Here is a 15,134-nt window from a genome sequence, read left to right on the forward strand (position 1 = left end):
GTGTTGTTTGAATTTAAATTTTTAGTTGGATTCTACCTTCTTCCGGGCAGCAGTCACTTCTGCAGCCTCATGGCTTGGGTCATGACCGTTATGAGAGTCAGCCAGACCAAGCTGGAATTCTTCCATCGGTTTGTGATAATCATATGGTCCGTTAATGATAACCGGAGTATGATCGAAGTTGTGGAAGTCGGGCGGTGAAGTTGCCTGCCATTCCAGTCCACGACTACCCCAGGGGTTAGATCCGGCTTTCTCACCTGTAAATAATGACTTCATCAGGTAATATGCGATAAGCAGGAACCCAACACCAAGGATGTATGATCCAATGGTTGAGGTTTGATGGAAAATTGTAAACTGATCGATGTAGTTGTAATAACGTCGTGGCATTCCTTGTGATCCCATAATAAACTGCGGGAGAAAGGTTACGTTAAAGCCGACGAATATAAGTACGGCTCCGATTTTTGCCTGAAATTCATTGTACATCTTACCGGTCATCTTAGGCCACCAGTAATGGAGTCCGGCTAACAGAGCAATAAGGGTTCCACCCATCATTACATAATGAAAGTGAGCTACCACGTAGTATGTGTCGTGCAGGTGAATGTCGGCAGAAAGAGCACCAAGCATAATCCCTGTAAATCCTCCAATGGAGAACAAGAACAGGAAGATAAATACATAAAGCATTGGAGTCTTCATCTCGATTGACCCCTTATACAGTGTAGCGATCCAGTTTAGAATCTTGATACCAGTTGGAATACCAACGAGGAAAGTCAGGAATGAAAATACGGTAGTTGCCACGGCAGACTGACCGGAGGTAAACATGTGGTGTCCCCAAACGAGGAATCCAATAAATGCAATAGCAAGAGATGAAAGTGCAATCGCCCAGTATCCGAAAATGTGTTTCTTAGAGAAGGTGGTAATTACTTCAGAGATGATTCCAAAACCCGGTACAATCATGATATATACCGCAGGGTGTGAGTAGAACCAGAAGAAATGCTGGAATAGTACGGGATCACCGCCAAGAGCCGGGTCAAAAATTCCGATTCCCAGGAAACGCTCCATGGTCAACAGTAAAAGCGTGATCGCCAATACCGGCGTAGCTAATACCTGAATGATACTGGTTGCATACAGCGCCCAGATATTCAGAGGGAGTTTGCCCCAGGTAATACCGGGAGCTCTCATCTTATGAATGGTAGAAATAAAATTTGTACCGGTTAAAATAGAGGAGAAACCAAGTATAAAGACTCCTAAGGTTACCCAAATCACACTGGATGAAGAGGTGGTACTGTAAGGTGTGTAGAACGTCCAGCCGGTGTCCAGTCCATTATTTGCCAAAGCAATAAAGGTGAAGATGGCTCCAATCACGTAAATGTAGAAACTTGCGAGGTTTAGCCGGGGGAAGGCTACATCCTTGGCTCCAAGCTGCATGGGAAGTACAAAGTTACCCAAAGCGGCCGGGATGGAGGGAACGAGCACAAAGAATACCATAATGGCACCGTGCAGGGTAAAGAATTGGTTATATGTATCGGCTTCGATGAACGTTTTTGCAGGGGTCAGGAGCTCGGTTCTTAATAAGAGAGCAAGCACTCCACCCAGCAGAAAGAAGAGGGCAACCGAACCCAGGTACATAAGTCCGATTTTCTTGTGATCTACTGTCGTCATCCAGGCCCAAAGACCTTTTTCATCGGTCAAATAGGTATTTTTTGGGTCTTCGGACGGCTTAAACCGCTTAACTTTTAATGTTCGTACGTTCCCTGAAGAGGAAGGTGTTACTTCAGCTGTTGCCATGTTATTCTTCTAACGTTTTAATGTATTCAATAATGTCGGAGATGTCGTCGTCACTAAGGCGACCCTCATAGCTAACCATTTGGTTTTGATATCCTTCAACAATTTTGTCGCCGGGATTCAGAATAGACTCTCTGATATAGTTTGCATCAGCAATTTCAGAAGAACCGTCTTCGAAATTACGTTCTTGTTCCCACAGGCCCTGCCATGTTGGGCCAATACCATCAGATCCATCTACAGAGTGACAGCTTACACAACCTTGTAAGGTGGCAAGTTGTTCACCGCGTTCCACGGGAGTTCCGCCACCGCCGGTTCCTTGCTCATCGAGCCAGGCTTTAAAGTCTTCTTCGGTGTGCACAATTACTTTAGCCAACATATCAGAGTGGGAGGTACCGCAATATTCGGTACAGAAAACCTGTGATTCACCGGCTTCTTCAGCCTGGAACCAAACATAGGTGTATCGGTTTGGCAGCACGTCTTGCTTAATTCGGTAATCTGGTACAAAAAAGGAGTGAAGTACGTCCTGAGACTGCATCACCAATTTAACCGGCCGACCGGCGGGTACATGCACTTCGTTACCAACCTGTGCTCCGGTTTCATATTTGAAAGTCCAGCCCCACTTGTAGGCAGAAACCTGAATTTCGTATGCGTTATCGGGTACGGTTTTGAGATTCAGCCATCCTTTGTATCCCCATCCAAAAACAACAAAAACCAGCAGAAGGGGTATTACCGACCAGGTAATTTCCAGGGTGTTGTTGTGGGTGATAAGCGGAGTTTTATCATTTTCTGATTTGCGCTTGTACTTGATTGCAAAATAGATCATTGCAATGGTAACACCGGCAAGAAGGATAAAACTGACGATGTGGATGAATGCCATCAGCGCATCGGTACTTGCTCCCGTCATCGGAGATTTAAGCTCCGGGAGCATAAAATCGAATAAACTGCCCATTAGTTAAATTCAGTTTTTGAGGTTGGTTTTTTGCGTTTTTCGCGAAGCCAAAGCACGCCGAGGAATATACCGAGAATTATCAGTGTAGCCAAGCCGCCAAGCTTCATAATATTAATTGCTACCGGCGCATAACTGCCGGAATCCGGATCGTATTGATAACAGAACATCACAAGTTTATCGACGGTGTTACCAATCGTTCCGTCCGCAGATTCATACAAGGCACTGCGAACATTGAATGAGTCGTAGGAGATGCCGTACAAATAACGGGTAATCTTACCTTGCGGACTCAGGAGCATGATTGCCGCACTGTGGGCAAACTCTCCGGTTTGTTCAATTTCTTTGTATTCAAATCCAACAGCTTCAATTACTTTGTCAATCTGATCTTTCTTTCCGGTGAGGAAGTGCCAACCTGCTTTCGTGGTGGAGTCCATACCGGCCAGGTAATTTTTTTTTGACTTAGCTGCCAGTTCAGCATTTTCCTCAGGGTCAATACTGATAGAGATTACAATAAATTCTTTACCGGGCTTCCAGGCCAGTTCATCAACAACATTAATCACTCCGTCTATTACAAGCCCGCATAACATCGGGCATTCGTAGTATAGCGGGTTCAATAAAACAGGTTTTCCTTCCTCCAGTAAATCACCAAGCACAACACTGTCACCTTCGGAGGTTGCAAACTTAGCATCAAGAGGGATATAGTCTCCCAAATGCTCATCAATACCGAGATCTTGCAGCGCATCCGGCGTTTCACGATTAACCTGCGCTTGGGCAGAATGTGAAGTCAGAAACACTGCAAGCATGCTAATTGCTAACAGTGTAGAACGTCTCATGATGGTTGGTGTCAGTCTGTGGCTATTCTACTAATAGCGCTATCAATAGGAATTCTGTAAATACCTTCCTCAAGGTCAACCACTCCAAAGCTATTCAGCTCTTGATCTTGTTCAGCTTTTAATTCTTGTACTTCTGAATAACCGCTTTGGGCTGATACCTGTTTTTGAGCTTCAAAAAGGCTGTATTGAGAAAAATAGACTAAACCGATAACAAAAATAATAACGAGTGCGGTTCCCAGAGTAGACCAGAAGATCAATTTGTTGTAGTTGAGGTTGTCACTCATCACGCCGTGCTCTACGGCACCGGCAAACTCTTCATTTTCAGTTGTGATGTCAACTTCCTCTGTTACAGCCTCATCGGCATGTGCCGTTTCGGTAGTAAAAATCTGAGAAGCTTCATCCTGAAGCTGAGCAGCCCACTCAATTACATCATCTTCTGAAACGTCATGCTTTTGAGCAATCTTCTCAATCACAGAACGCCCCTGAGCTACAGCTTCGAGTGCTACTTTTGCTTTAAATTCTGAGCTATACTTTTCTGACATCGGTAAATTCGATTATTGGTGATACGATTTGGACAGGCAGTCTTCCAGTTTTGGATCGTTCTTTGGCACCATGTCGTGCTTCTTGAATGTATTAAAGAACAGTCCAAAGAAAATACCTCCCAATCCAAGGAAAGTAGTGATATCCATCCAGCTGAAGTGGATGCCATGTTTAAACAATACCGGCATGGCAATCCAGTAGATTTCTGCAAAGTGAATGACTAATACGATCGCTGATACAATTCCTAAAATAGTTCGGTTCTTCTTGGCTTCACGGTTAAGTAATACCAGGAATGGCAGAGCAAAACGGAAAATCAACAAGCTGTACGCTATATACTTCCAGCTGCCTTCCAGTCGGTGGAAATACCACAGGGTTTCTTCCGGAAGGTTTGCATAATAAATAAGTAAAAACTGACTGAATGCGATGTATGCATAGAATACTGTGAATGCAAAAAACCAGGCACCAAGATCATAGATGTGTACTTGTCGAATGGTGTTTTTCAAAATCCCTTTGCTCTGTATAAAGAAAATCAGCAGAATCATAATAGGCCAAAACGCCTGGAAACTAATGGAGAAAAAGTAAACGCCAAACATGGTTGAAAACCAGTGAGGGTCAAGCGACATCAACCAGTCGAAGCTGGCAAATGCAATAGAAAGAGCAAACAAAGGAATACCCGGGGCACTTACTTTGCGCAACAAGCTGGTTAATCCCCAGTCATTGGTTTTATCCATCTCTACGGAAACCTTATGCAGCTTATATCCAAGATATCCCCAAATGGCAAAGTAGATAAACTGACGGGCAATAAAGAAGGGTGTATTCAGGTAAGCTGATTTCCCTTTAAGAATTTTGTCGGCCATTACGGCATCTTCATGGCTCCAGTGGTACAAATTATGAATCCCAAGTATTACAGGGACCACAAATATGGCCCATATCCAAAGATTGGCTGTAAACGACTCCGATATTCTTCGAACCAACACTCCCCATGAAGAGCGGGTGATATGATGCAGCATGACCATCAAAAGGGCGGCTAAAGCAATTCCGGTAAAAAAGACAAAGCTAACCAGGTACGAAAAGAAGAACTGGTCGGCATCTAAAAAGTAGCCAACAAGGCTGGCAATCAGGCCAACGGCACCAACACCGAATAGGGCACGAGGAACTTTGCTGTCGGCTGGAAATTGTAAAGAATCTGTTATTGTAGGCTTATGACTCATTGTGTAAGTGTATTAAGCAAAGTTCTTAGTTTTCAGATAGATTTTTGATGTAAAGCACGATCGACTCAATTTCATGGTCGGCGAGGTAGCTGTAAGAAGCCATCACACCCTGTGCATAATCAACAGGTTTTGCAGCTTCAGGAGCAACGATGGACTCGCGAATGTAATCTTCATCTTTAGTAACGGTGATAGTCTCGCCGTCAGCGGTTATTACCTCACCTTCGCTTCCAAACAGTCCGGCCCAAGTTGGCCCAATGCCTCCGGGTGTGCCGTCTTCGTTGTGGCAGGCAGCACATCCGTTCGCTGTAATTACTTCTTTACCCAGATCTACTGTAGCCTGAGGAGCCTCATCAGGAGTTCTGGCTGCTTCAATAGAATCTTGACGGGCTTGTTCAGCAGCAAATGCAGTCTGCATTGCATCTACATCAACCGGATATTCCTGAATTTCCTGCTCATTGATATTCTGGCTTTCCTGTAAGGCGCGAATGTATGCTACAATAGCCCAGCGGTCTTCAACAGGTACCTGTGTGGAGTAGGAAGGCATGGTACGTACGCCGTTATAAATAGCGGAATACAACTCACCGTCAGATAATTCTCTTACTCTTTGATCGTGGTATGAAGGTGCCGGAACGTATCCGTAATTTCCTTCCATAATAATACCATTACCTGCACCGGTTTGTCCGTGGCAGGGAGCGCAATAAATTTCGTAGCGTTCTTTACCTCTGTAAAGGAATGACTTGGTTAGGTCAACCGGGATGTAATCAATAAAATCACCGTTTTCTTCAATTCCTTCGTAGTAAGCAAGGTCTGTTTTTGCCAATCCACGGGCAACGGTTCCATCCACCGGCTGACGCATGGCACGGCCATCCGCAAAAAAGTTATTTTCTTCCTGTGCTTCTACTCTCGGCTGCTGGTCCATATTCATGTTGGGGTGAATAGGGGGCTTTTCAGAAAGCTGACCCTGACAGGCCGATAAAGTGACTCCGAGCGCAAAGACGCCCGCAATCTTAAACATTCTTTTAATGTTCATTCCTGGAAATGATATTTGAGTATTCGTTTTATTCATAAACTTCCTCAATGTGAGTAGCACCGGCTTCTTCGAATAGTTTCTTAACCTTATCGGCATCAAACATATCGTCTTCAGCTTCAATGCAGGCAAAGAAACCATCGTCGGTTGCTTTCTTAAATCGCTCAACGTTGAAAAGAGGATTATTCAGTTTCGGAAGTCCGTTCAGGAAAAACATCCCGAATACAGCTCCGAAGGAAGACAGAAGCACTGTTAATTCAAAAGTGATAGGAACCCAAGCAGGGGCGTTAAAAAACGGTTTACCGCTGATATTCATCGGGTAATCAATAACAGCCATGTAATACATCATAGCCAGTGCTCCAAAGAAACCGATACACGCATGTCCGATTACAATCCAGCCAAGCTTTGACTTTTTGAGGTTCATGGCCTTATCCATTCCATGAATAGGGAAAGGACTAAAGGTATCAAACTTGCTGAACCCTGACTTTGACATTGTTTTGGCAACATCAATCAGCTCCTTGGGATTTCTGAACTCGGCTATAACGCCGTATAAATCATTCTTTTCTGTTGTACTCATAATCTTAAACCTTCTCAGCTTGAGGTTTCGGTACTTCTACTTTAGGGGCTTCAAATTCCTTGGTTTCCTCATCGTAATTGTGAGGATCAGCCAGAGGAATCACTGCTTTAATTTCCGCGAGTGCAACCATTGGCAGGAAGCGCAAGAACAGGAGGAACATGGTGAAAAACAGACCAAATGTTCCAACGTAAGTTAATACGTCCCAAATGGTTGGGGAATAATAGTCCCAGCTGGATGGCAGGTAATCGTTTGCCAGTGAAGTTACCGTAATTACAAATCGTTCAAACCACATACCGATGTTCACCACAATTGAAATAAAGAAGGTGAAGCCAACGCTGCGGCGTAATTTCTTGGACCAGAAGAACTGAGGGGACAACACGTTACAAGTCATCATCGCCCAGTATGCCCATGCATAAGGACCGGTTGCTCTCAGAATAAAAATCGCTTTCTCATATTCAACGCCACTATACCAGGCGATGAAGAACTCCATCATGTAAGCAAAGCCTACCATAGAGCCGGTAACGAGGATCACAATATTCATTTTTTCCATGTGATCATCCGTCATGATGTCTTTCATTCCATAGATCTTGCGGGCAACAATCATCAGGGTAAGTACCATCGCAAAACCGGAGAAAATAGCACCGGCAACAAAATAAGGAGGGAAAATAGTGGTGTGCCATCCCGGAATCATGGAAACGGCAAAGTCAAAGGATACAATGGTGTGTACCGAAAGTACCAGCGGAGTTGCCAAACCGGCCAGAATCATATAAGCTTTCTCGTAATTCCACCAGTGACGGTTTGAACCGGTCCATCCAAGAGAGAAAATTCCGTACACAACCTTTCTGATTTTGTCGGTTGCACGATCACGAATGGTTGCAAGGTCAGGAACCAGTCCCACATACCAGAATAGCAGGGAAACGGTGAAGTAGGTAGAAACCGCAAACACGTCCCAAAGAAGGGGAGAGTTGAAGTTTGGCCACATTGCCATAGAGTTAGGAACCGGGAACACCCAGTAAATAACCCAGATACGACCAACGTGAATAGCCGGGAATACACCGGCACACATTACTGCAAAAATGGTCATAGCTTCCGCAAAACGGTTAATAGCGGTACGCCAGTCCTGCCGAAAGAGAAATAAAATCGCCGAAATCAGGGTGCCGGCGTGACCAATACCAACCCACCATACAAAGTTAATGATGGCCCAACCCCAACCAACGGGATTGTTAAGTCCCCAAATTCCAGTTCCTTCCCAGATCAGGTAGCCAATGGCGGCAACCATAACAAAAAGCAGGCCGTTTGCGGCAATCATGCATAGGTACCATGCTTTTGGAGTAGGGCGTAAATTTATATCGGTAATCAGTCTCGTAAGGCTCGAAAAGTCATGGTCGCCTTTTACAAGAGCGGGTTCCGGTACGTATTGGTATTTACTCATGTTTTGGATGTATTCCTGATTAATATCTTAAGCCAAAGCAGGGTTTGGATTCGTAAGTTTAGCCATATAAGATGTTCTCGGACGCGTGTTAAGCTCTTCGAGCATCTGGAAGTTTCGTTCGTTGCGCTTCATTTTCGCAACTTCGCTGTTATCGTCGGTTAAATCACCAAAGTAAATGGCATCGGCAGGACATGCTTGCTGACAAGCAGTTTTAACAGCGCCATCTGCAGGTTTTGGAGAACCGGTTTTGTTCTTGGCTTCAATTTTTGCACGGTTTACGCGCTGTGCGCAATACGTACATTTCTCCATCACACCACGGAAACGAACGGTTACTTCCGGATTCATCGCCATTTGGATGATATCAGGATCGTCGCCCGTAGTTAAGTATTCTTTTGGATAGTTGAAGAAGTTGAATCGACGAACTTTATAAGGACAGTTATTCGCGCAGTAACGGGTTCCGATACAGCGGTTATATGTCATTTGGTTCATGCCGTCGTCACTGTGGGTAGTTGCCGCAACCGGGCAAACCTGCTCACAAGGGGCAAGCTCACAATGCATACATGGAACCGGCTGGTGAACCGCTTGTGGTGAATCCGGATCATCACCCACATAGTAGCGGTCGTTACGGATCCAGTGCATCTCACGGCCGCTTTTCACTTCTTTTTTCCCGATAACAGGGATATTGTTTTCTGACTGACAAGCGATCACACATACACCACAACCAAAACAGGAGTTCAGGTCAATAGCCATTCCCCATTGTGGTTCATGATCGGGGTAGGTTTGCTCGTCAAAGAGAGAAATAGGCTGATCTTCGCCCATTTCTTCTGCTTCTTTCATGCCCGGCACTTCATAGATGTGAACCGAGGCGAAGGAAGCAAAGTCCGGATTGTCTTTGTATTCAGAAATCGAAGCCTGACGATACATATCTCGTCCTTCAAGGCTGTGGTGATCCTGAACACAGGCAATTTCATAGGTGTCACCGGTTTTGGAAACGCTGGCTGAGGCATACAGCATATTATCTGTACCTCTCAGTGGATACACATCCACCCCACCTGCGGTGTAATCAATATAGGAACTGGCTACCCGGCCAATTCCTTCCCGTCCATAACCGGTGGTTAAAGTAATGGCGTCATCAACATGTCCCGGCTGAATCCAGGCTACAATATTAATGCTCTTGCCATTTACGGTAATTTCTACAACATCGTAATCATCTTGTCCGGCACTGGCTTCTTCAATACCGAGTTTCTCTGCCGTAGCAGGACTCATAAGCGCCACGTTATCCCAGGTAACTTTCGTCATTGGGTCGGGAAGCTCCTGAAGCCACCCAAGGTTGGCGTAACGTCCGTCGTACAAAGTAGCATCAGGACGAATAACCACTTCCATACCGGAAGTAGAAGTAACATTGGATGTAGCGCGGTTCATTGCGGAAGTAAATCCGGAGGTTAACCGAACATTTACTTCGTTAAAGTTGCCGGTAGTGTCAATACCGTCATGCAGGATATTGGTCCATCGGTTATCAAAACCGGAACGGTAGTATCCCTGAAAGGTGTCTCTTACAAGATCATAACCGGCAGTAATAGAACCGGATACGATGGTATTTAAAAACTCAATTTCACTTAAACCTTCATGCAAAGGCCTGATTTGCGGCTGGATCACTGAACGTGCTCCGCCATAAGAATAACCGTCTCCCCATGCTTCCAGGAAATGTGCACGGTTTACGTGCCAGGTAGATTTCAGGGAAGTTTCATCAACGTAATCAGATAGATTGACTACGGTTTCAACATTAGAGAGGGCGTTTTCAAAGTCAAGATCAGCCGGTGCGTTGAATACCGGGTTCACACCCACCATAACAACAGTGTCGATGTTGCCGGCTTTCATTTCAGCAACCACATTGGCAAAAGCTTCAGTGCTGTTTTGCTCATCAAGGTGTGGCACTTCTAAATAGTGAACTGTGCTTCCGGTATTTCCTAATGCATTATTAATTGCGGCAACCGCAGCGTGCACTTCAGGTTTGTGCTGGCTTCCCAGCGTAAGTGCTGAACGTCCGGCGTTAGCAGCCAGATCATCAGCAAGAGCTGTAATCCACTTGTGATCAGAAAATTCGTTTGAGTAACCGCTGAAAGCACTTAATCCATTAACGCGTGTAGAAAGCGCTGCAGCCAGTGCATAAGTAAAGGCTTCCATTTGGCTGGCTTTAACTCTCAGTCGGTGATCGGCATAAGAACCGGTGAGTGAGAAAGAATCTTCCACCGAATAAATACGGTTCATTTCACCGTCTGTATCGGTCACTTTACGTCGGGAAGAAACTTGTTTGGCGTATTCAACACTGTTTGGATGCGTTGAACTCATGAAGTCATCATTCAGAGAAACAATAACATCCGCATTCTCAAAATTGTAATGGGTTCTCAGTCGTCCGCCAAAAGCAATTCGGTTACCTTCTAATACATTGTCTTCGCCAAATGGCTCATAAGTAACCCAGGTTGCATTATTGAATTTCGAAAGGGCCTGCTCCTTAATATTGTTGTAAGTAGGAGAGGAATTTGCTTCAGAAATGAAAGCGATACGCTGACCGGTATTCGCAAAATGAGAGTTGGCAAAAGCTTCAAAGTCAGCTTTGGTTGCTTTCTCGCCATTTTGTAAAGGTGATCGTGATCGATCAGGATCGTACAGCCCAAGAATGGCTGCCTGATTAAAAATACTGGTTCCGCCACGGCTGGCAGGATGCATGTCGTTACCTTCAAGCTTGGTAGGCCGGCCTTCATGATTCTCAGCAATCAAACCAACCAGGTTGCCCTGAACCGGCATTGCCGTTGCATAATATAAAGGTACGCCGGGAACTACATCTTCGGGCTGCTTGGAATAAGGAAGGATTTTTTGAACCGGTCGGCGACAAGCGGCGAGCCCGGCCAGAGCTACGGAAGCTCCCATAACACGTAAAAATCCACGACGTGATACACCATCCGAAAGTTCGGTGGCGTTCTCAGGAAACTCGCGCTCGGCAAATTTCTGGTATTCCTTATTATTGGCTAGTTCGTTTAAACTCTTCCAATACGTAGTTTCTTTCACTTCTTCACTCATCTGTCGATCTGTAGATTCTAAATCATTCATTAGTAATGGCAACCCTGGCAATAAGTTGGAGCATGAATATTCTTCTTATCTACCAGTTCACGGCCAATTTCTAACTGGTTTTCAACCTGGTAACCCATGGTTGTGACTTCATCAACGGGACGTACATACTTTTCCGGCTCCCGGTGACAATCCAGGCACCAGCCCATGCTAAGCGGCTCAGTCTGGTAAACAACTTCCATCTTATCAATTCTTCCGTGGCAGCTTTCACAACCCACACCCACATTAGTATGGGCAGAGTGATTGAAATAAGCATAATCAGGCAGGTTGTGCACGCGAACCCATTCAATAGCTTTTCCGGTTTCCCAGCTCTCACGCACCAGCGCCAGCTTATCGCTGTCGGTCTTAATTTGATTGTGACAATTCATACAGGTTTGCGTGGCAGGAATGTTAGCCTGCTTGGAATCCCAAACACTGGTGTGGCAGTACTGGCAGTCGAGGCCAAGCTGATCCACGTGCAATTTGTGACTATAAGGAACGGGTTGTTCCGGAGCGTAGCCAACGTCAGTGTATTCAGGAGAGAAGAAGTACCAAACACCAAAAATGATTGCGTTCAGTACCACGATTAATCCAATTAAAATTTTTCGGGGAACCTGATTTGTCCACTTGGGGAAAATCTGCGCCATAAAGATTGCTGATTTAAGTTTACGTATAGAGCAGGATTGCTCCCGTTCTTAGGCCGGGCAAATCTATCAATTTTTTCATTCTAAATTGAAGAAAAAGGACAGAATGTCATCTATTTAAAACTGTTCTAAATAGATTGACCAAGACTCCGGTCACACCCTAAAGATGTGAGGGCGAAAAGATAGTACACATTTAGCAAAAATGCCGAAAAAGGAATGAGAAAAACTCACTTTCCTTCAATAGCAGGTATCGTTGTTATGCTTATGCGTTTAGGAGTTTTAAACGGGAAATAAAAAAATTTCAAAATAAGTGTAACAAATGAGAAGCAGGTTCCTCTTGGGTATAACGGGGTAAGTAAAAATAGTTTTTTAGGGGTCTTACCTTTACATCATAATTAGTTGGTCAGGGAAATGGGTCAGAGAAGTAAGCATATAATAGGGCTTATCGTAATAGTTTCTCTTCACGTTACTTTAAAAATAAATGTTGTTGCACAAGCTGTAGATTTTAAGGGTAATGTGAAAGAGGTAAGGCATGACTATGGCTACACTGATTTTAACAAAATAGAAATCACATCTAAGTTTATTGCTGATAGTTACTATCAAGATATTAGGAGCAAGTTTTATAGGACAAAGCAAAAGCTTGCTAAGCAGAAGAGCAGAAGTTATACATATAAAATTGGTGAGGAGAAAAGCTTTTTCGTTCGGGATTTATTATCGGGTCAAAAATGGTATTCAGAAATCTTTGTCAAGACCTATAATAGGAATGGAATTAGTTTATGGATAGAGAAGTCTGCGCATGATTCGCTTAGCAAATCAAATGCTTTGACAAAAATCCTTAATGGCTTTGATTCCTATTTGCATGAGGGAACACCAAGACTTTCAGTTGATTCTTCAAAAGGTATAATTGAAATATTAGAAGAATACGTTGGAGAGTTCCCAAATGTTGACGGTGACGGGGAGTTGGATGTACTGTTACTGGATATACATGACGAATTCCAACAGACAGGTAGTTATGTTGCTGGTTTTTTTGACCCGGTTAATTTATTCGAATTTGAATACTCGAATTTTAGGGACATCGTTTATTTAGACCTGTTTCCAACTCTATTGTATGAGGGTGAAATTTATTTGGAAAGGGCATTATCTACATTTGCACATGAGAGCCAACATCTAATACATGCAGGATATGAAGGAAATACTCCTGAATTGGTATTTGTAAATGAAGGGTATTCCGAAGCAGTTGAAATCATTTGTGGGTTTGAACCAAGATCTACGGACGCCTTTCAAAAAAGTCCTTACAGAAAGCTTACAAGTTGGAACTATGATAACCCGTTGCCAGATTACTCAAGGGCATCTTTATGGACGCATTATCTGATTGAACAATTAGGAGCTCTAAGCCTGAAGGAGTTTGTTCAGAACCAAGAAGTAGGAATCAAGGGGTACCAAAGTGTGATAGAAGCTGAGTCTGAACTTGTTTTTGAGGAAGTATTTCAAAATTGGGGGTTAGCATTACTTCTTAATGATAATAATCAAAACCCGACGCTTGGCTATAAACATGAGTTAAGACAAAGTCAGTTTTTAGAAACAGTAATCAAATTTCAAACTTTACCAGGTGTATTAAGTGGCCAGCTACCTCAATTAGTGAACTTACCATTACACTATTCATTAGCTAAAAAACTTGATTTTAGTACCGGACAAGAATTTCAGAATAATGTATGGCTTAGTTCAGTTTCCAGTTACCCCGGAACAGATAAAAAAGTGGTTAAGAAACTCAGATCATCTTCTATTAAGGTTGAATCCACAGATGCTGATTATGGAAGTATAGATATCATTGTTTCTAACTTTGGAGTGGAACCATCTTCTGATATTTCATCTTTTAGTCTTTTCGGGGATGGCTCACTTTCCGGAATAGAGCTGCAATGGAGTTATGGCGACTTCACTCCTGATATATTTTTCCAAAACGCTTCTTATTTGATGTTGGATGGTAGTGATGAAAAGCTTGCCATAATCATCCCTCCGGAAGAATCTACCTATTGGCTAAAACAGATAAGGCTTTGGACACTATTTAAATCGGAGCTTGAAGGGTCAGGAGTTGATGGAGACGCAGAGAGAGATTTTGAAATACTCATATACAATGTAAAAGGAGAAAAGCCGGATCAGCCAATAACAAGTCCTGTTACTATTGAGGTTGAGAGAGAGGCAGGAAAGTTGGTTGAGGAGGCTTTCTCCTTTTTTGAGCTTTATGGCGATTTATCTGCTGTAAAGGATTCAGTGATGGTCATCCTCCGTAACGATTCAGATGACGAAAATTTTATAGCATTTGGACTGGACTATGGAAGTAAAAATGCCACTTTTTATTCTAATGAATCGAATATCCAACAAGGATGGGGGGCATTATCAAATCATAAGATTGGTGGAAATTCTTTAAATAATTGGAATCCGGCATTCGAGATGGGGGTAGTTCTGCCTGAAGTTAGAGTTCAAGAGGTTTCTTCAATCCGTGATATTGACTATGGATTTGATAATGTACAGGTGCTTGTACAACCTGAATTAAAATTCGATACCTCATCAATTAAAACGGCTGCCATTATGCCGGATGGAAGTTATAGAACCGGAAAGCAAACAGCGTTAACTAAGGATGGAGCCATTTATGAATTCCCGGTTATGGTAGATGGCCAGTACACCTTTATAAATAGTTATAAATCTCAGGACGGTAAAACTATATATCGGGATAACATAGAATGGAGTATAGATATCCCAAATGGATTTATTCTGGGTAATAACTATCCGAATCCATTTAATCCATCTACTAATGTTCCTTTTACTCTGATTGAGAAAGCAATCGTGGGCTGGGAAGTGATTGATGTATTGGGAAGGAGTGTGAGGAGTGTGCCTTCAAGAGTATTTGAGGCAGGAAATCATTCTCAGAAAATAACCCTGAATGGCCTGGCTAGCGGAGTATACTTTGTTCAGGCTGTATTAAAAAGAGAGAGAAGCAATGAGACCAAAAGATTCACCGGAAAAGTGATGCTTATTAAATGAA

General features: G+C 43.5%; 11 protein-coding genes. 1 reads left to right on the forward strand and 10 read right to left on the reverse strand.

Translation table 11 applies throughout. From position 1 onward, the window contains the following. Nucleotides 1-21: 21 nt before the first annotated feature. Genes ctaD through JJ941_RS01155 form a run of 10 tightly spaced genes read right to left on the reverse strand, consistent with a single transcriptional unit; the run spans nucleotide 22 to nucleotide 12,097 of the window. Nucleotides 22-1,782, reverse strand: coding sequence for a cytochrome c oxidase subunit I (ctaD, locus tag JJ941_RS01110; RefSeq protein WP_290961245.1), 1,761 nt, complete (start codon nucleotides 1,780-1,782; stop codon nucleotides 22-24). A 1-nt stretch (nucleotide 1,783) separates the two neighbouring features. Beyond that, on the reverse strand, nucleotides 1,784-2,728 hold the full coding sequence (gene coxB, locus JJ941_RS01115) for a cytochrome c oxidase subunit II (protein ID WP_290961248.1): 945 nt from the start codon (nucleotides 2,726-2,728) through the stop codon (nucleotides 1,784-1,786). Next, a complete protein-coding gene (locus JJ941_RS01120) occupies nucleotides 2,728-3,558 on the reverse strand; it encodes an SCO family protein (protein WP_290961251.1) in 831 nt (276 codons plus the stop codon). The genes coxB and JJ941_RS01120 overlap by 1 nt, the downstream gene beginning before the upstream one ends. Nucleotides 3,559-3,569: 11 nt before the next feature. Further along, the gene (locus JJ941_RS01125; RefSeq protein WP_290961254.1) at nucleotides 3,570-4,100 is read right to left on the reverse strand and encodes a transposase; all 531 of its coding nucleotides are present in this window, start codon (nucleotides 4,098-4,100) and stop codon (nucleotides 3,570-3,572) included. A gap of 12 nt (nucleotides 4,101-4,112) precedes the next feature. Beyond that, nucleotides 4,113-5,309, reverse strand: coding sequence for a hypothetical protein (locus JJ941_RS01130; RefSeq protein ID WP_290961259.1), 1,197 nt, complete (start codon nucleotides 5,307-5,309; stop codon nucleotides 4,113-4,115). 25 nt (nucleotides 5,310-5,334) lie between these two features. Then, nucleotides 5,335-6,339 carry a c-type cytochrome gene (locus tag JJ941_RS01135; RefSeq protein WP_290961262.1) on the reverse strand — a complete coding sequence of 335 codons (1,005 nt, stop codon included), beginning with the start codon at nucleotides 6,337-6,339 and terminating at the stop codon, nucleotides 5,335-5,337. A gap of 28 nt (nucleotides 6,340-6,367) precedes the next feature. Beyond that, nucleotides 6,368-6,913 (reverse strand): DUF3341 domain-containing protein, encoded by a 546-nt coding sequence (locus JJ941_RS01140; protein WP_290961265.1) that lies wholly within the window; start codon nucleotides 6,911-6,913, stop codon nucleotides 6,368-6,370. 4 nt (nucleotides 6,914-6,917) lie between these two features. Beyond that, nucleotides 6,918-8,345 carry an NrfD/PsrC family molybdoenzyme membrane anchor subunit gene (gene nrfD, locus JJ941_RS01145; protein ID WP_290961269.1) on the reverse strand — a complete coding sequence of 476 codons (1,428 nt, stop codon included), beginning with the start codon at nucleotides 8,343-8,345 and terminating at the stop codon, nucleotides 6,918-6,920. A gap of 27 nt (nucleotides 8,346-8,372) precedes the next feature. Further along, nucleotides 8,373-11,453, reverse strand: coding sequence for a TAT-variant-translocated molybdopterin oxidoreductase (locus JJ941_RS01150; protein WP_290961272.1), 3,081 nt, complete (start codon nucleotides 11,451-11,453; stop codon nucleotides 8,373-8,375). After that, complete coding sequence (locus JJ941_RS01155) at nucleotides 11,453-12,097, reverse strand: cytochrome c3 family protein (RefSeq protein WP_255135139.1); 645 nt, start codon at nucleotides 12,095-12,097, stop codon at nucleotides 11,453-11,455. The genes JJ941_RS01150 and JJ941_RS01155 overlap by 1 nt, the downstream gene beginning before the upstream one ends. 408 nt (nucleotides 12,098-12,505) lie before the next feature. Here JJ941_RS01155 and JJ941_RS01160 point away from each other — a divergent pair, with 408 nt between their 5' ends. Beyond that, on the forward strand, nucleotides 12,506-15,133 hold the full coding sequence (locus JJ941_RS01160) for a T9SS type A sorting domain-containing protein (protein ID WP_290961277.1): 2,628 nt from the start codon (nucleotides 12,506-12,508) through the stop codon (nucleotides 15,131-15,133). The last annotated feature ends 1 nt before the right edge of the window (nucleotide 15,134 follow it).

Origin of the sequence: Gracilimonas sp. (genome assembly GCF_017641085.1) — a bacterium.
Taxonomy (GTDB): domain Bacteria; phylum Bacteroidota; class Rhodothermia; order Balneolales; family Balneolaceae; genus Gracilimonas.

Coding starts and splice junctions, on each gene's coding strand:
- JJ941_RS01140 (WP_290961265.1), bottom strand. CDS start 6,913: ATGAGTACAACAGAAAAGAATGATTTATACGGCGTTATAGCCGAGTTC.
- JJ941_RS01130 (WP_290961259.1), bottom strand. CDS start 5,309: ATGAGTCATAAGCCTACAATAACAGATTCTTTACAATTTCCAGCCGAC.
- JJ941_RS01125 (WP_290961254.1), bottom strand. CDS start 4,100: ATGTCAGAAAAGTATAGCTCAGAATTTAAAGCAAAAGTAGCACTCGAA.
- JJ941_RS01155 (WP_255135139.1), bottom strand. CDS start 12,097: ATGGCGCAGATTTTCCCCAAGTGGACAAATCAGGTTCCCCGAAAAATT.
- JJ941_RS01120 (WP_290961251.1), bottom strand. CDS start 3,558: ATGAGACGTTCTACACTGTTAGCAATTAGCATGCTTGCAGTGTTTCTG.
- JJ941_RS01160 (WP_290961277.1), top strand. CDS start 12,506: ATGGGTCAGAGAAGTAAGCATATAATAGGGCTTATCGTAATAGTTTCT.
- ctaD (WP_290961245.1), bottom strand. CDS start 1,782: ATGGCAACAGCTGAAGTAACACCTTCCTCTTCAGGGAACGTACGAACA.
- nrfD (WP_290961269.1), bottom strand. CDS start 8,345: ATGAGTAAATACCAATACGTACCGGAACCCGCTCTTGTAAAAGGCGAC.
- JJ941_RS01150 (WP_290961272.1), bottom strand. CDS start 11,453: ATGAATGATTTAGAATCTACAGATCGACAGATGAGTGAAGAAGTGAAA.
- JJ941_RS01135 (WP_290961262.1), bottom strand. CDS start 6,339: ATGAACATTAAAAGAATGTTTAAGATTGCGGGCGTCTTTGCGCTCGGA.
- coxB (WP_290961248.1), bottom strand. CDS start 2,728: ATGGGCAGTTTATTCGATTTTATGCTCCCGGAGCTTAAATCTCCGATG.